At 57.9% G+C, this 17,513-nt stretch carries 13 protein-coding genes; 9 read left to right on the top strand and 4 right to left on the bottom strand.

Features of this window, described 5'->3' with window-relative positions; translation table 11 throughout:
• The first annotated feature begins 146 nt into the window (after window positions 1-146).
• The gene (ileS, locus tag IEU99_RS02125; protein WP_188358271.1) at window positions 147-3,299 is read left to right on the top strand and encodes an isoleucine--tRNA ligase; all 3,153 of its coding nucleotides are present in this window, start codon (window positions 147-149) and stop codon (window positions 3,297-3,299) included.
• Window positions 3,300-3,358: 59 nt separating this feature from the next.
• Entirely contained in the window at window positions 3,359-4,699 is a 1,341-nt protein-coding gene (locus IEU99_RS02120) for a DNA polymerase IV (protein ID WP_128889541.1), read from the top strand.
• 8 nt (window positions 4,700-4,707) lie between these two features.
• Here the strand turns inward: IEU99_RS02120 and IEU99_RS02115 are convergent, their stop codons facing one another.
• Entirely contained in the window at window positions 4,708-5,649 is a 942-nt protein-coding gene (locus IEU99_RS02115; protein ID WP_128889542.1) for an asparaginase, read from the bottom strand.
• 155 nt (window positions 5,650-5,804) lie between these two features.
• On the opposite strand from IEU99_RS02115, the gene IEU99_RS02110 reads away from it, so the two are divergent.
• On the top strand, window positions 5,805-6,470 hold the full coding sequence (locus tag IEU99_RS02110) for a WKL family lipoprotein (RefSeq protein WP_128889543.1): 666 nt from the start codon (window positions 5,805-5,807) through the stop codon (window positions 6,468-6,470).
• A 105-nt stretch (window positions 6,471-6,575) separates the two neighbouring features.
• On the opposite strand, the gene IEU99_RS02105 is transcribed toward IEU99_RS02110, so the two are convergent.
• Window positions 6,576-7,463, bottom strand: coding sequence for a hypothetical protein (locus tag IEU99_RS02105; protein WP_128889544.1), 888 nt, complete (start codon window positions 7,461-7,463; stop codon window positions 6,576-6,578).
• Between the two features lie 192 nt (window positions 7,464-7,655).
• On the opposite strand from IEU99_RS02105, the gene lspA reads away from it, so the two are divergent.
• From lspA to IEU99_RS02085, 4 genes are all read left to right on the top strand, one after another.
• Window positions 7,656-8,165, top strand: a complete 510-nt coding sequence (lspA, locus tag IEU99_RS02100; protein ID WP_268234352.1) for a signal peptidase II — start codon at window positions 7,656-7,658, stop codon at window positions 8,163-8,165.
• Window positions 8,158-9,081: an RluA family pseudouridine synthase gene (locus IEU99_RS02095; protein ID WP_128889546.1), complete on the top strand. Its 924-nt coding sequence runs from the start codon at window positions 8,158-8,160 to the stop codon at window positions 9,079-9,081. Before lspA ends, IEU99_RS02095 begins: the two co-directional genes overlap by 8 nt.
• Window positions 9,082-9,170: 89 nt before the next feature.
• Window positions 9,171-9,380 carry a YgaP family membrane protein gene (locus IEU99_RS02090; protein ID WP_128889547.1) on the top strand — a complete coding sequence of 70 codons (210 nt, stop codon included), beginning with the start codon at window positions 9,171-9,173 and terminating at the stop codon, window positions 9,378-9,380.
• Window positions 9,381-9,404: 24 nt separating this feature from the next.
• On the top strand, window positions 9,405-9,944 hold the full coding sequence (locus IEU99_RS02085) for a hypothetical protein (RefSeq protein ID WP_128889548.1): 540 nt from the start codon (window positions 9,405-9,407) through the stop codon (window positions 9,942-9,944).
• On the opposite strand, the gene rarD is transcribed toward IEU99_RS02085, so the two are convergent.
• Window positions 9,916-10,776 (bottom strand): EamA family transporter RarD, encoded by an 861-nt coding sequence (gene rarD / locus IEU99_RS02080; RefSeq protein WP_128889549.1) that lies wholly within the window; start codon window positions 10,774-10,776, stop codon window positions 9,916-9,918. The two genes, IEU99_RS02085 and rarD, sit on opposite strands and share 29 nt — an antisense overlap.
• Window positions 10,777-10,883: 107 nt before the next feature.
• Here rarD and dnaE point away from each other — a divergent pair, with 107 nt between their 5' ends.
• Both dnaE and ilvA read left to right on the top strand, forming a co-directional pair.
• Window positions 10,884-14,444, top strand: a complete 3,561-nt coding sequence (dnaE, locus tag IEU99_RS02075; protein ID WP_128889550.1) for a DNA polymerase III subunit alpha — start codon at window positions 10,884-10,886, stop codon at window positions 14,442-14,444.
• Between the two features lie 67 nt (window positions 14,445-14,511).
• Window positions 14,512-15,804, top strand: coding sequence for a threonine ammonia-lyase IlvA (gene ilvA / locus IEU99_RS02070; protein ID WP_128889551.1), 1,293 nt, complete (start codon window positions 14,512-14,514; stop codon window positions 15,802-15,804).
• Here the strand turns inward: ilvA and treZ are convergent.
• On the bottom strand, window positions 15,801-17,480 hold the full coding sequence (gene treZ, locus IEU99_RS02065; protein WP_128889552.1) for a malto-oligosyltrehalose trehalohydrolase: 1,680 nt from the start codon (window positions 17,478-17,480) through the stop codon (window positions 15,801-15,803). The two genes, ilvA and treZ, sit on opposite strands and share 4 nt — an antisense overlap.
• Window positions 17,481-17,513 lie beyond the last annotated feature (33 nt).

Genomic DNA, 17,513 nt, shown 5'->3' with positions numbered 1-17,513 from the left:
CAAGCCCATGGGGAAGTAGAACCGAACGGGTGGGACCGTTATCTCCTTCATAACGAAGTGGAGTGGCAAAGCTGCTCAAGCAGGGTGGTACCGCGTGGGAAACCGCGTCCCTGCCAATAAAACAGACGTTATGAAGGAGCAACATCATGGGTGATATTGGCAAGGTATATCCGCGCGTAGATATGACGGGCGGATCTTCAAAGTTCCCGGATATGGAACGCGAAGTCCTGGATTATTGGAAGAAAGACGACACCTTCCAGGCCACGATCGAGCATCGCAAGGGCAATGAAGAATACGTCTTCTACGATGGCCCTCCTTTTGCCAATGGTCTGCCACACTACGGCCACCTGCTTACCGGTTACGTCAAAGACATCGTTCCGCGCTACCAGACCATGCGCGGCTACATGGTGCCCCGCGTCTTCGGTTGGGATACCCACGGCCTTCCAGCCGAGCTAGAGGCTGAAAAGCAGCTCGGTATTAAAGACAAAGGCGAAATCGAGCAGATGGGCTTGGCCAAGTTCAACGATTACTGCGCGACGTCGGTGCTTCGCTACACCAAGGAGTGGGAAGAGTACGTCACCAGGCAGGCGCGCTGGGTGGACTTCGAACACGGCTACAAAACCATGGATCCCGGATACATGGAATCCGTGATCTGGGCATTCAAGCAGCTTTATGAAAAAGGCCTGGTCTACCAGGGCTTCCGCGTATTGCCGTACTCCTGGGCAGAGCACACCCCGCTGTCGAATCAGGAAACTCGCCTTGACGATTCCTACAAGATGCGTCAGGACCCAACGCTGACCGTGACCTTCCCAATCACAGGTGTGCGCAAAGGTGCCACGGCCGATAAGGATCTCGTGGGCGCACTCGCGCTTGCATGGACCACCACTCCGTGGACCTTGCCATCCAACCTCGCCCTCGCAGTGAACCCAGAGGTTGAATATGTACTGCTGGCACCGGGACAGGGGTGCGTCGACAAGCTTGAAGGCCAACGCGTCTTGCTGGCTCAGGCTCTGGTTGGGCAATATGCCAAGGAACTGGGCGACTATGAATTGCTCCAAACACTGAAGGGCAGCGAGCTCGTAGGCCTTGAATATGAGCCGATTTTTGGCTACTTCAAGGATCAGCCCAACGCCTTCCAGATTCTTGGCGCTGACTACGTCACCACCGAAGACGGTACGGGTATCGTGCACCAAGCACCGGCATTCGGTGAAGACGATATGAACACCTGTAAGGAAGCAGGCATCGACGTCGTCATCCCTGTGGATCTCGACGGCAAGTTCACCTCCGAAGTGCCCGAATACGCAGGCCAGTTGGTCTTTGATGCCAACAAAGACATCATCCGTGACCTCAAAGCTGCAGGCAGGGTGGTACGCCACCAGACCATCGAGCACTCCTACCCGCACTCCTGGCGCTCCGGCGAGCCCCTGATCTACATGGCGCTGCCATCGTGGTTTGTTAACGTCACCGAGATTCGCGACCGCATGGTAGAACTCAACCAGGAAATCGAATGGATGCCCGAGCACATTCGTGATGGCCAATTTGGCAAGTGGCTTGAGAATGCTCGCGACTGGAATATCTCGCGTTCACGCTACTGGGGCTCGCCCATCCCGGTGTGGGTATCGGATAATGACGAATATCCGCGCGTAGACGTCTACGGTTCGCTCGATGAGCTCGAGCAAGATTTCGGTGTGAGGCCAAAGAACCTGCACCGCCCCTACATCGACGAGCTCACTCGACCCAACCCAGATGACCCAACGGGCAAGTCCACCATGCGCCGCGTTCCCGACGTGCTCGACGTGTGGTTCGACTCCGGCTCCATGCCCTTTGCCCAGTTCCATTACCCCTTCGAGAACAAAGAGTTCTTCGAGGAGCACAACCCGGCCGACTTCATCGTCGAATACATCGGTCAAACCCGCGGCTGGTTCTACCTGCTCCACGTGCTTTCTGTAGCACTGTTCGATCGCCCCGCGTTTAAGAAGGTCGTGGCCCACGGCATCGTGCTCGGTGATGACGGGCTCAAGATGAGCAAGTCCAAGGGCAATTACCCCAACGTCAATGAGGTCTTCGACCGCGACGGCTCCGATGCGATGCGCTGGTTCCTCATGTCGAGCCCCATCCTTCGCGGTGGCAACCTCATCGTGACTGAGCAGGGCATCCGCGAGGGGGTGCGCCAGGCACTGCTGCCGATGTGGAATGCCTACTCCTTCCTGCAGCTCTACTCCTCCCAGCCTGCCCAGTGGTCGGTGGATTCCACCAACACGCTGGATCGCTATATCCTGGCCAAGCTGCACGATCTTGTTGCCAACACCACCGAGGCTCTGGATAACACCGACATTGCGCGTGCCTGCGATGAGGTGCGCTGGTTCTGCGATGCCATGACCAACTGGTATGTGCGCCGATCCCGTGACCGTTTCTGGGAAGGCGATCAAGCACACCCAGAGGCCTTCAACACCTTGTACACCGTGCTCGAAACCCTCACCCGCGTTGCAGCCCCGCTGCTGCCGATGGCAACCGAAGTGATCTGGCGCGGACTCACCGGTGGTCGTTCTGTGCACCTGCAGGATTACCCCAACGCTGCCGACTTCCCAGCCGACGACGCGCTGGTGGCAGCCATGGACGATGTGCGCAAGGTGTGCTCGGCAACCAGCAGCATCCGCAAAGCCAATAAGCTGCGCAACCGCCTGCCCCTAGCCAAGCTCACAGTGGCGTTGCCACAGGCCGAGCGTCTTGAACCGTTCAAGGCGATCATCGGCGATGAGGTCAACGTCAAAGAGGTCGAACTCACCTCGGATGTTGATTCCGTCGGCCGCTTCGAGGTAGCCGTGAACGCCAAGGTGGCAGGGCCTCGCTTGGGCAACGACGTGCAAAAGGCCATCAAGGCCGTCAAGTCCGGCAACTACGAGCGCCGCGGCGACGTGGTGGTAGCCGATGGCATCGAGCTGCGCGAGGGCGAGTTTAATGAGCGCCTCGTCGCCGCCAACCCCGATCACACCGCGCGTATCGATGGCGTGGATGGGCTCGTCGTGCTCGACCTTGAAGTCACCGAGGAACTTGAAGCCGAAGGTTGGGCCGCCGATGTTGTGCGTGGCCTCCAAGATGCTCGTAAGGCCAAGGGCTTTGCTGTGTCCGATCGCATCGAGGTCACTTTGGTGGCCGATAAGTTCGAGTGGGCCAAGCGCCACCAGGACATGATTGCCAAGGAAGTGCTTGCAAGCACGTTTGAGGTGCAGCCAGCAGATAGCGCCGCAGGGGAGCAGGAGATCATCTCCGGGGTCACTGCCACCTTGCAGAAGGCCTAGCCGGAAGGCCTGCTTCGATATTGTGTTCGACCCAGCGTTCGCGGTAGCCTACAAGGGCTATGCGACGCTGGGTTTTGCACATCGATATGGACGCGTTTTACGCCTCCTGTGAACAACTCACGCGCCCTACGTTGCGCGGCCGCCCCGTGCTCGTTGGGGGAGTTAGCGGCCGAGGCGTTGTTGCCGGGTGCTCCTATGAGGCCAGAGTGCTTGGCGCTCATTCGGCTATGCCCATGTATCAAGCCCGCAACCTGGTGGGCTATAGGGGCGTAACCGTTGCACCAAGGGCAGCGCTATATAAGCACCTCTCGCGCCAAGCCTTCGAAGTGTTTGGCGAATTCGGCGGCATCGTCGAGCAGGTATCCATTGATGAGGCTTTTCTAGAGCCAGAAGAAATCCAAGACTTAGCCCCGGAACAGGTGCGCCGTTGGGTAGAAACCATGCGCGCGGCTGTTCGCGAACGCACCGGCCTGAATGCCTCGGTTGGGTGCGGGCCGGGTAAACAAATCGCCAAAATTGGCTCAGGGCTTGCCAAACCCAATGGCGTGGCCTTGATTGCTCAAGAATCTCTCGAGACGGTGATTCACCCGCTGCCGGTTGGCAAACTTTGGGGCGTCGGCCCGGTGACGCGCCAAAAACTCGGCCAGCTTGGCATCGAGACGATCGGCGATCTTGCGGCAATGAGCGAACGCGAGGTCGATATTTCCCTCGGGGCGACCGTCGGCAGGGCGCTGTGGATGATGGCGCGTGGCCACGATGATCGCCCAGTGGCGGTGCGAAAAATTGCCAAGCAAATCTCCGCGGAGCACACCTATCCAAAAGACCTCAATAGCGTTGCAGAAGTCGACGCAGCGCTAGAGCGAGCAGCCAATGATGCACACCGCCGTTTGCTTCACGACGGCCGCGGCGCCAGAACCATCACGGTGAAACTAAAAATGGCGGATTTCCATATCGAGTCGCGCTCTGCCACCTTGGACTACGCCACCGATAACCTCGAAACACTCAAAGCCATGGCAAAAAAGCTGGTGCGATACCCGGACGACGTGGGGCCAATCCGTCTGGTTGGCGTGGGTTTCTCAGGCTTGGATCAAGCACGCCAGGACGTGCTTTTTCCCGAGCTCGACCAAATCGTGAGCACCGACCGCGACGTAGATTATGAGGCCGGGGTGCGTGACCACCAGGCCCCGGTGGCGGTCACGCTGGAACAGCCTGAGCAGGGCTGGAAAGCCACCCAAGACGTCTTCCACCCTGACTACGGACACGGCTGGATTCAAGGTATTGGGCTAGGCAAGGTCACTGTGCGTTTTGAAACACGCAGCACCGGCGTGGGGCGAGTACGAACCTTCGACGCCTCAGACCCCGCACTCCAGCCCGGCGATCCGCTCGATAGCCTGGCCTAGGCCAAGACTTAGAACAACGTTGCTGGGTGCACGCCCGAAGCAATGGCGATCGCGAGCAGAACTCGCGCTTGGCCTGCGCGGAAGTAGGTGGAACCAATAGCGCCTTTGTGCGCCAGGGTGGAGCCTCCACCGGCCCCGCCGTAGGTGCCAGCAACCTCTCCACGCGGCACACGAGTAGTGATCACCACGGGAATATCTGCCTCAAGTGCTTCATCTAAGGCTTGAGCCATCGCAGTGCCCACATTGCCAGAGCCCATACCCTCGATCACGAGACCTTGGGCACCCTGTTCAATGGCCGCGCGCACCAGGTGGCCATCGGCGCCGGGATATGCGCTAATGATCGGCACAGCAATCCCTTTGAGGTGCTGTGGTGCCACAGGTTCAGCCCGCAACGGTTCTTCGGGGCCATTGGTGGCAAAGGCGAGCTCATCTTGAGCGTGCCACTTCACACAACCGCGGGCGGGGAGTACGGCATGCCCAAAGACGACGAGCACGCCGATATCCCGAGCCGAGGTATCGGAGGCCACCATCACGGCCTCAAAAAGGTTGCCCGGGCCATCACTTTGCGGGTGGTTAAAGGGCTTTTGCGCACCGGTGAGCACAATCGGGCGGGGATCGTTGTGGAAGGTATCAAGCGCAATCGCTGTTTCCTCCATCGAATCAGTGCCGTGGGTGACCACCACGCCGATAACGTGCTCTTCGTCCAAAGCATCGTGGCTAGCTTGGAGGATCTCGTCGATATCACCGAAGTCCATGGAAGAAGAATCAAGGCGGTTTAATTCCCGAACCTCGATCTCTAGATTCCCGGCGAATCGTTGCGCTACCGGCTGGACAAGCTCTTGGCCACTGACCGTGGGAATCAACGCGCCGCGTTCATCGGCGGTACAAGCGATGGTCCCACCAGTGGTGATCACAATAACTTTGGGCAATGGTTCTTTCGAATCATTCATGCCTTGAGCTTGCCATACGCGCCTGTGCTGCGTGGCAAACAGGTTGGCCTTTATCGAGATTTTTAGAGGAACGCGCTACCATTTGCCCGAGAAGCCCGCATCGATGTGGCAGCTTGCTAGCTGCTTACTTGATGCCCCAACACGAAGGAGAACTCGTGAAGCTTTCCAAAACGCTGGCAGCAACCGCAGCCTTGAGCATGGCCTTGACCATGGCGGCCTGCTCCAATGACGACGACAAGGAAGCAGAGTCCAGCAGCTCTTCTACTTCGAGCTCCAAGGCGGCTGCCCAGGCAGAAATGCCCACCGCCGCTGATCTCAACGCGATCGTTGCTGTGGCAACCGACCCCAACGCTCCGATTGAAGAAAAGCAACAAACCGTCCAGGGCAGCAATGTCGATCCGGCACTCTTTGAGGTCCTGACCCGTTCGAAGCAAGAATCCGGCGCAGAGTTCATCGTCGTTGACCCAGTGCTTCCCGGCTACGCACCCAACTCGGTGCTGGCCACCGTGAACGTCAATATCCCTGAGCAAGAGCCCCAAACCGCCGATAACGTGGAATTCATCTTCGAAGACGGCCGATGGAAGCTCAGCCAAGACTGGGCATGTACCTTGCTGAAGAACTCCGTACCTGAAGATCAGGTACCGCCGATGTGCATCGACGAGCCAGCCCCGCCGGCACCGGCTGAAGGCGAAGCACCTGCCCCTGAAGCCCCAGCACCGGACGCACCGGCTCCTGAAGCACCTGCACCCGATGCTCCGGCTCCCGAGGCACCAGCCCCTGACGCTCCTGCACCAGAGGCACCAGCACCAGAAGCTCAATAAGCTTTCTACTGCTTAGAGCAATACGCGGCGCACCCCTTGCACCTTGCCGGTACGTTCCGGTGAGTGCCGATGGGATGCGCCGCGTTGGCGTCGAAAAGCTCCCTGCTACTGGCTATAGCGCACCGCAGCCCCAAAATCTTGAAGGACGCGGGCGGGGGAGTCGTCCTGGCCATACACCACGCGAGTAACCGCGCTGAGCTCGCCGGACTGGGGCAGCGGCTCGCGCAAATCAATGCGCAACGTCGCAGTACTGGTGGTACGAGAACTCAGCACCTTCAACTGCACGTTGCCATCATCGATGGCGCCTTCGGCCGGGCGGCGCTCAATCGTGGCATCCAGATCAACGGAATGATCGTCGAGGGCGCGAATGGTGTAGGTGGTCGTTTGCAACATATTGGTGCCCAAAGACACCAAGGATTCCACGCTCCACTTGCCACCAACGCCCAGAGCCTCATCAGGGAAAACCACCTGATTGGCAACCAAGGTGCGCAGATATTCCTCGGTGATGCCACGGCCACGGTCAGTCGCATCCACCGGAGCCGCAAAATTCACCGAGGTGATCTTGCCACTGGCATCGGCAAACCAACCGGCTTGGAACCCATCACTTGAAGCCACGTCCTGGCCAAGCTCTAAATCATCAATGCGCGGATTATGCAGCCGAAGGCTAATCGAACGCGAACCATCGTCTTCACGAACCTGCGCATCGGCTTCGGCCTTCAAAGAAGTGGTATCCACCGATGAAGGTGCCTCGGCTTGAACCTGCGCCTGATCACTTGCCTGCTGGCCAAAACCACTGGCAATAGCGATATTGACAGACTGCTCGGCATCGGAATCCTCATAGCGCAACACGCGGCCGGGCTGTGCTCCCTGCTCTAGCACCTTGATCTTCGGCGCCTCGACGGTCACACCGACCGCCTCTTCCACCTTGGCATCATCACTGGGTTCATCACTGCACGCAGCAAGCCCCAAAGAGCCACATAGGGCGAGTGCCAAAAACGCCCGCCGCCTGGAGGGCTGCGGCTTGAGGGCTTGGCCATGGCCACCATGCTTGGTGGAAGTCGGCTTAAAAAGTGAAGCTAAAAGCGGTGTTGTTCGGTCCACCCCAAGCACGTTACCGCACCGGCTGATGCTGATGAGGGCTGTTCAGTTGGCACTTTGTGCGCTGAGTTTGCAAAGATAAAGGCCGTGACGCGAAATGTAAGGAGTACGAGCAAGAATCGCTGGTTGATGATTCCGATCATCGCTGTAGTGGCAGTGATCGATCAATTGGTCAAGGAATATATGTTGCACCATCTCCAAGGTGGTCAGGTGCACTACCTCATCGGAGACTGGTTCCGCTTCCGCCTATTGTTCAACTCCGGCGCAGCCTTTTCCTTTGGTGAAGGCGCCACGTGGATCTTTACCACCATCCAGCTCGTCTTTGTCTTTGCGGTGCTGTTATTTGGTCACCGGGTCAACGATCGCTGGTCTGCCATCGGGTTAGCCCTCATGGCAGGCGGTGCCCTTGGCAACGTCATTGACAGGCTCTTTCGCGCCCCCGGCTTCTTCGTGGGCCACGTGGTCGATTTCATCTCGGTGGGCAATTTCGCAGTGTTTAACCTTGCGGATTCGGCAATCACCTGCGGGGTAGTGGTGTTCGTCATCGGCATGTTCATCCAAGACCGCCGAGCCAAAGCTGGTGAGCCCCATGCGTGATCAGCGCCAATTATTCGTCCCCGAAGGCCTTGCGGGCTTGCGGGTAGATCAAGCGATTTCCAAATTATTCGGCATCTCCCGCACCGCCGCCGCTGAACTTGCCCAGGCAGGAGATGTGCTTGTCGACGCCTCCGCTGTGGCCAAATCTGATCGCCTCCACGAAGGGGCATGGCTGGAAGTCACCCTGCCGGAAGTACCCGATCTTGAGCCCAAAGAAGAACTCATCGAGGGCATGGATATTCTCTACTCCGATGAGGATCTGATCGCAGTGAACAAGCCCGTGGGCGTGGCCGCGCACCCCACCTTGGGTTGGGAAGGCCCCACCGTGATCGGCGGCCTCGCTGCGGCAGGATTTCGCATCTCCACTTCCGGGCCACCAGAACGCAAAGGCATTGTCCAACGCCTCGATGTCGGCACCTCCGGGGTGATGGTGGTGGCGGCCAGCGAACGCGGCTACTCGGTGCTCAAGCGCGCTTTCAAGCAGCGCACGGTATCTAAGACCTATCACGCGCTGGTGCAAGGCCACATGGATCCACTTCAAGGCACCATCGAAGCCCCAATTGGCCGGCACCCTTCAGCAGGGTGGCGCTTTGCCGTCACCAGCGATGGCAAGCACGCCGTGACCCACTATGAAACCATCGAGGCTTTTGCAGAGGCCTCGCTTTTAAAAATCCACCTCGAAACCGGACGCACCCACCAAATCCGCGTTCACACCTCGGCTTTGCATCATCCTTGCTGCGGAGATCCCATGTATGGCTCGGATGCGAAACTGGCGCAACGCTTGGGGCTTGATCGCCAATGGCTGCACGCGGTGAGCTTGGGCTTCCACCACCCAGCCGATGGCCGCTGGATGGAAATCGAGTCCCCTTATCCCGATGATCTCCAGCACGCGCTCGACGTGCTGCGAGCCGGCTAGGATGCGCGCTTTCGGGGTTGCTAGCTGAGTTGCGGATCACAGGCGAAACCGCATGTGGGCGGCGGTAGCACTTTTTATGCTTAGAAACTATGAAGCGAAACGAAAACAACACGGATCGCGCGATCCGTGGCGCAGCAGCAGTATTGGCTGCCATCGGCGCATTTGCGGCATTTAATGGCGATAAAACCGTACTCGGCGTGGTGCTCGCCATCGTGACCGTGGTGCTTGCCGGAACGGCATTTTCGGGATTCTGCCCCGCATACACCCTCTTTGGCATCAACACCTGTAAGCGCAAATAACACCGACAATTACAATAAGCGAGCGTGGACACCACAGACCGCGCTCGCTTTATTATTGCCATCGGCAGCCTGCTTGCCCTCGTGATCCTGCTCGTTGTACTCGCTGGCAATCAACCAGGCACTCAGACCACGATGCATAACGGAGATGTGCTTGGAAAGCAGGAAGAAGAAACCTTCCAGCAATACCAAGACCGCGCAACACGCACCCTTGAAGGCCGAGGCGAACGCTTTGCGCTCATCACCTTCCAGCAACCGCTGAGCCCAACAAGCGCTGAACAAACCTTAGAACCAATTGGCCGAGTCAATGCCGTCGTGCTCGATTCCAGCGCGCCACTTGCCTTGCCGGAGCCCGTAGCGCCCGAGGGGCGTGCCGACGTGATCCGGCGCTACCAATCCTTTGCTGGAGCCAAGGATGCGCCGCTGCAGGCAGCCGTAGTACGAGAAGAACTGCTCACGCTTCGCGAGCTTGCAGCCCAACCCGATATCGCTGCCATTGAAGCCTTGCCTGACGACGCCGCATGGGGTCACTTCGGCATCACCCTCGTGCGCGCCCCCGCTGCCTAATACTTAAGTCAATCAAATACAGCGCCACGGATACCCAAATCACCACAAAGCCTATCCAGCGAACCGTGCTGAGGTGCTCGTGCATGATAAACACAGCCCAAAGCATCTGCATGGTCGGCGTGATGTACTGGAGCATGCCAATGGTGGCCAAGGGGATGCGCTTGGCTGCCGCGCCGAATAACAACAACGGCACGGCAGTGACAACACCGGTAGACACCAAAAGCAGCGCGTGGTCTACGCCGTGTGCCGCAAAACTATTGCTGCCGGAAGCCTCGAGCCACGCCACGTAGCCGAGCGCAAACGGCGCTGTCACAATCGTCTCCGCAGTCACCGATGCCTGAGGCGAGACGCTCACGCCCTTTTTCACGAGCCCATAAAGCCCAAAGGAAAAGGCGAGCAGCAGGCCCATGATGGGTGGCTGGCCACCAACAATGGTCAAAAGCAACACCGCTGCCGCTGCAATGCCAACGCTGAAGACCTGCAAGCGTCGAAGGCGCTCGTGCAAAAACACCACACCGAGCACCACGCTTACCAGGGGATTAATGAAATAACCCAGCGCCGCATCGGCCACGTGGCCGGAATTGACGGCAATGACGTACACCAGCCAATTCACGGCAATCAACAACCCCGACGCACTCAGGCGAAGCCAGGTGCGTGGCGATGCCCGGAACAGCTCATGCCAACGACGCGTGAAGGTGAGCACGCCTGCCATAAACACCAGCGTCCAAATGATCCGGTGGGCAATAATTTCCAGGGGCGCTGCTGGTTCTAGCAGGGGGAAGTAGGCAGGAAATAACCCCCACAGCAGGTACGCGAAGATGCCAAAGAACACGGCACTTAACCTACCCTCGGGTATTACCTCGAAGGGGCAACGGGTGAAAACTTGCCCCTGTGCTGGGCAAAGTGGCGAAGTTGCCAAGACCAGTAGACTGCTTAACCATGGCGAAACAATCCTCCTTTGTACACCTGCACAACCACACCGAGTACTCCATGCTCGACGGTATGGCGAAGGTGGATATGTTGGCCGAGGAAGTTTCGCGGCAAAAGATGCCGGCCGTGGGCATGACTGACCACGGCAATATGTTTGGCACCGATGCGTTCTATCACGCCATGTGCGATGCCGGCGTCAAACCAATTATCGGCATCGAAGCCTATCTGGCACCTGAATCGCGCTTTAATAAAAACCGCATTCGTTGGGGCGAGATGCACCAAAAAAGCGATGACGTTTCCGCCTCCGGTGCCTATTTGCACCAAACCATGCTTGCCGAAAACGCCGAGGGGCTGCATAACCTCTTTTATCTTTCCTCCATGGCCTCCTATGAAGGCCAGCTTGGCAAGTGGCCTCGTATGGACGCTGAGCTGATTGCAGAACACGCATCCGGCATCATCGCCACCACCGGCTGCCCTTCAGGTGATGTGCAAACGCGTCTTCGCCTCGGGCAATTCGATGCCGCACTTGAGGCAGCCGCGATGTGGCAGGACATCTATGGCAAAGACAATTATTTTCTAGAGCTCATGGACCACGGCCTCGATATTGAGCGCCGAGTCCGTAGCGAGTTGCTAGAAATCGGACGCAAGCTGGATCTTCCACCACTGGTGACCAACGACTGCCACTATGTGTTGGAATCTCAGGCCAAAGCACACGAGGCGATGTTGTGTGTGCAAACCGGAAAAACGCTGAATGATCCAGACCGCTTCAAATTTGATGGCACCGGCTACTACATCAAATCGGCGCAGCAGATGCGCGAAATTTGGGACGACACCGTACCCGATGGCTGCGATAACACCTTGTGGATCGCAGAACGCGTGCAAGACTACGGCGAAATCTGGGAAGCACACCCGCACGACCGAATGCCCATCGCCGATGTGCCAGAAGGACACACCCCCACCAGTTGGCTACGCCATGAAGTGATCGAAGGGCTCAAGGAGCGTTTCGACGGCGGCGAGGTGCCCAAGGAATATATCGATCGTGCCGATTACGAGATCGACGTGATCGACATGAAGGGTTATCCCTCCTACTTCCTGATCGTTGCCGAGCTGATTAAGCACGCGCGATCCATCGGCATTCGCGTTGGTCCCGGCCGTGGTTCTGCCGCCGGTGCTTTGGTGGCCTACGCGCTGACCATCACCAATATCGACCCCATCGAGCACGGTCTGCTGTTCGAGCGATTCCTCAACCCCGAGCGCCCCTCGGCACCGGATATCGATATCGACTTCGATGATCGCCGTCGCGGTGAGATGATTCGCTATGCCTCCAATCGTTGGGGCGAAGACAAAATTGCCCAGGTGATCACCTTCGGCACGGTGAAAACCAAACAGGCCATCAAAGACTCAGCCCGCGTGCAATACGGCCAACCGGGCTACCAGATCGCCGATATGATCACCAAGGAATTACCGCCGGCGATCATGGCAAAAGATATTCCGCTTTCGGGCATCAAGGACCCGAATCACCCGCGCTATGCCGAGGCCGGTGAGGTGCGCAAACTCATCGAAACCGACCCGGACGTACAGAAGATCTATGAAACGGCTGTGGGCCTCGAGGGTGTGATTCGCCAACCCGGTGTGCACGCCTGTGCGGTGATTATGGCCAGCGTGCCGCTGCTTGATCACATTCCTATGTGGAAGCGCCCTGCCGATGGAGCCTTGATTACCGGCTGGCCATATCCGGCCTGCGAAGCAATCGGCTTGCTCAAGATGGACTTCTTGGGTCTGCGTAACCTCACCGTGATCGGCGATGCTCTTGAAAATATTAAAGCCAACCGCGGCGAAGAGGTAGACCTCGAAGCGCTCGAAACCGATGACCCAAAGGTCTATGAGCTGCTTTCGGGTGGCCATACTCTTGGCGTGTTCCAGCTCGACTCGGGCGGTATGCAGGAGCTGCTCAAGCGCATGCAGCCGACAGGCTTCAACGACATCGTTGCATCCCTGGCGCTGTATCGCCCAGGACCTATGGGTGTGAACGCCCACAATGACTACGCCGACCGCAAAAACGGGCGTAAACCCATTGAGCCGATTCACCCCGAGCTTGAAGAAGCACTCAAAGACATCCTGGAAGAAACCTATGGTCTGATCGTGTACCAAGAGCAGATCATGGAGATCTCTCGCAAGCTCGCCAATTACACCGCCGGTGAAGCCGATGGATTCCGTAAGGCCATGGGTAAAAAGAAGCCCGAAGTGCTGGCGAAGGAATACGCGAAGTTTTCCCAAGGCATGTTCGACAATGGCTTTTCCAAAGCCGCCGTGGATGCGCTGTGGGGCACCATCGAACCCTTCGCCTCCTACGCCTTTAATAAGTCGCACGCCGCCGGTTATGGGCTGGTGTCTTATTGGACTGCCTACTTGAAGGCCAACTACACCGCCGAATACATGGCTGCGCTGCTGACTTCCGTTGCCGATAAGAAGAATAAGTCGGCGCTATATCTGGCCGATTGTCGCCACCTTGGCATTTCCGTGCTTTCACCAGACGTCAATGAATCCGGCTTGAACTTCATGCCGGTAGGAGAGCGCATCCGTTTTGGTCTAGGTGCTGTGCGCAATGTTGGCGCCGATGTGGTTGAAGCGATTGTCGAGGCTCGCGATGAGCAAGGCAACTTCAAAGACTTCTCCGACTACCTGGATAAAGTCCCCACCGTGGCGTGCTCCAAGCGCGTGATTGAGTCTTTGATCAAAGCCGGAGCCTTCGATTCACTCGAGCATCCCCGCAAGGGCCTGATGCTCATCCACGAAGACGCGGTGGACTCAGTTCTGGCCACCAAGAAAGCCGCAGATAAAGGCCAATTCGATCTTTTTGCAGGACTCGGCGGCGGGGATGATGAGGCCCCCAATGTCTTCGCCGTTCAGGTGCCCGATCAGCACTGGGACCGCAAACATGAGCTGGCCTTGGAACGAGAGATGCTTGGTCTGTATGTATCAGGCCACCCCCTCGATGGCTTCCAAGACGCCCTCGATGCTCAAACCGATACTCCTTTGACCACAATTTCTGAAGGCGAATTACGCCACGGCACAGAGGTGGTGATCGGCGGAATTATCGCCGGTGTTGATCGTCGAGTCAGCAAAAAAGACGGCTCGCCCTGGGCGATTGTGACGGTTGAAGACTATAACGGCGCCCAAGTTGAACTCCTGGTGTTTAGCAGGCTGTATGCCATCGTCGCCCCGCAAATCGTCGAAGACAACATCATCGTCGCCAAGGCACATATCTCGGTCAAAGATGACCGCACCTCGCTGTTCGGCGATGACCTCAAAGCCGCCGAGCTCGGCCCCGGTGGGGGTGCTGGCTTGCCGCTGCGACTGACAATGCGCACCGATCAGTGCTCACTGGAAAACATTGCCAAGCTCAAAGCAGTGCTTGCCAATAACAAGGGCGAATCGGACGTGTACCTCAATATTGTCCATGGCGAGGAATCGCGATTGATGATCCTCGGCGAGCATCTTCGAGTAGAGCGCTCGGGAAGCCTCATGGGTGACCTGAAGGCGACGATGGGCCCCGGCATCCTGGGGTAGAACCTGGCGCCGTCATAGCCCACTGCTCACCGCGAGGCTGAATGCAGTGGGCTAAACTCTGTAGGCCATGAGTGAAAATGCACAGTCGATTCCGGACGCAAATGTTCATGCCGCCGATATCCAGATGGCGCAGGCACGAATTTCGGCGTCGATTGCGCCCACACCGCTGCAGTACTGTGCTCGCCTCTCTGAGCTCACCGGGGCAGAGGTGTATCTCAAGCGTGAAGATCTCCAAGATGTGCGCTCCTATAAAATCCGCGGTGCGGTCAATGCCATCTCCCAACTGACTCCCGAGCAGCGTGAGCGAGGCATCGTCACTGCTTCTGCCGGCAACCATGCCCAGGGCGTGGCATTTGCCTGTCGCACCATGGGCATCCAGGGGCGCATCTACGTGCCTGCTGCAACGCCGAAACAAAAGCGCGATCGCATCATGGTGCACGGCGGCAGCAATGTCGAACTTGTGGTGGTAGGCGCAAACTTTGATGAGGCCTCAGCCGCGGCCCATGAGGATGCCGCCGCAACTGGTGCAACCATCATCGAGCCTTTCAATGATCGCAACACCATTATCGGCCAGGGCACTGTTGCCGCCGAGGTGCTTGCGCAATTGACCAGCATGGGTAAATCCCTCGACTCGATGGTGGTGCCCGTCGGCGGCGGAGGCCTGATCTCTGGCATCTTGAGCTACCTGGCGGATATGGCCCCGCGCACCTCCGTTGTTGGCGTTGAGCCAGAAGGTGCTCCATCACTGCAGGCTGCGTTAGAGGCAGATCAGCCCGTTGCTTTGGCGACGGTTGACCCCTTCGTTGATGGCGCTGCGGTAAAAAAGATCGGCGATATCAACTTCGCCATCATTGAAAAGAACAAGGGCAGGTTACACAACCTCACCGTGAGCGAGGGCGCGGTGTGTACCGAGATGCTCGACCTGTATCAAAATGAGGGCATCATCGCCGAACCTGCAGGTGCACTGTCTGTCACGGGGCTCAAAGAGCTCAACTTCAAGCCCGATCAGGTGGTGGTGTGCATCATCTCAGGTGGCAATAATGACGTGCTTCGCTACGGCGAAGTAATGGAACGTTCCCTAGTTCACCGCGGCCTCAAGCACTACTTCTTGGTCAATTTCCCCCAGGAACCAGGGCAATTGCGCACCTTCCTCAACGATATTTTGGGCCCCGACGACGACATCACGCTTTTCGAGTACCTCAAGCGAAACAACCGCGAAACCGGCACCGCCTTGGTTGGTTTGCAGCTTGGTCGCGCCACGGATCTCGACGGTTTGATCCGGCGCATGGATGCCTCGCGTATTGAGTGCCGCCGCCTTGAACCCGGCACCGCCGAATACTCTTATCTCGTCTCGCTCTAGAACTCCCGAATTCGATACTCCCAAGGGCCTAGGCCCTGGGAGTGATCGGCAGCGCCGGAGCAATTGGCCTGAAGTTCCAAGTGCTCATAGCGCAGGTACAGCACCTGCCCCTCAGTGCTGACCTCAAATTCGCCATAGTCGCGCTGAGCAAGACGGTGCTTCTTGCGCAGCGCAATCAGCTCGCGATAGGTAGAAAGCATCGCTTCTTGATCTTGGTCGAAATCCCAATTGAGTCGCGCTGACTCGAAGGTTGCTGGATCGGCAGGATCTGGCACCTCCTCTGGCTTCCAGCCATGCTGTGCAAATTCTTCGAGCCGGCCTTGCGAGGTTGCCTGGTTCAGCCCTGCTGATTCATGAGAACAAAAGAAGGGGAAGGGGCTTTGAGCTGCGAATTCTTCACCCATAAACAACATGGGAACATAAGGGCTCAGCAGCACCAAAGCCGCTTTGAGCCGGAGTTGCTCAGCGCTTAAGTTTTGAGAGGGACGATCGCCGAGTGCGCGGTTGCCTGTTTGATCATGCGTAGTGGTGTAGGTAATGCCGGCTTGGGGGCGAATATCGGCGCTGAGTTCGCGGCCATGGGTGCGTGCGCGAAACGTCGAAAAGCTGCCTTGGAAAAAGTACATGTCCTCCAGCGTCTTTTTAAGCCCCGCGATGCCTGCCTTGGCGTAATCGGAATAGTAGGCCTGGTCCTCGCCGGACACGAGCGTGTGAATGCAGTGGTGAATATCATCGACCCACTGCCCAGCAAGGCCGTAGCCCGAAGGGGAAATCAGGCGCGGATCATTGAGGTCACTTTCGGCAATCAGATACTTGTGCCTGCCAGTTTTTGCTTCCACGTCCTCGGCAACTGCCTGCAACTGCTCCATGATTGACCACGCACCGCGATCGTCGTAGGCGTGCACCGCGTCGAGCCGAAGGCCATCAATGTGGAAATCTTCGAGCCACTGGCGCGCTGCATCCAAGCAATACAAACGCACCTCATCGGAATAGGGGCCGGAGAAATTCACCGCCTCGCCCCAACCCGTGGTGGCGTCGCTGAGATATGGGCCAAAGGCAGGAAGATAATTGCCATCGGGCCCGAAGTGATTAAACACGACATCCAAAATCACGCTGATATCGCGGCGGTGGCAAGCATGAACAAGCGAGCGCAAACCCTCGGGCCCGCCATATGCTTCGTGGACGGCGAACCAATCCACGCCGTCATAGCCCCAGTTGCGAGTGCCTCCAAAAGGCTGCACCGGCATGAGCTCAATGGCCGTAACCCCAAGCTGCTGCAAATAATCCAAGCGATCTTCTACACCGGCGAAGGTTCCCTCAGGGCTAAAGGTGCCCACATGAAGCTCATAGATCACCTCTTCGGCCAAAGGCCTGCCACGCCAATGCTGATCGTCCCAAGTTCCGGGATCGATGACCTGACTCAGGCCATGCACACCATCGGGTTGGCGCTGGCTTCGAGGATCAGGCAGAACCGGCCCGAAATCTTTAGCCCCAGGGCAGCGAAGACGGAATCCATAACGCTGCGAAGGCTCAAGGCGCGTATCGCAGGCGAACCACCCATGTGGATGCGTGGCCATGGGAATCTCGTTGCCTTCGACGCACAATAAAACGTCGGCTGCTCGTGGTGCCCACACGGCGGTGGGCTGATCAGGGCGGGTAGAAGCTGGGAAGGTCATAATGCACCAGTGTAAAAGCACAAAAGATACACT

Source organism: Corynebacterium pelargi, assembly GCF_014635485.1.
Taxonomy (GTDB): domain Bacteria; phylum Actinomycetota; class Actinomycetes; order Mycobacteriales; family Mycobacteriaceae; genus Corynebacterium; species Corynebacterium pelargi.
Note: the sequence above shows the minus strand (reverse complement) of the source record. Positions and strands in the feature narration are given on the sequence as shown.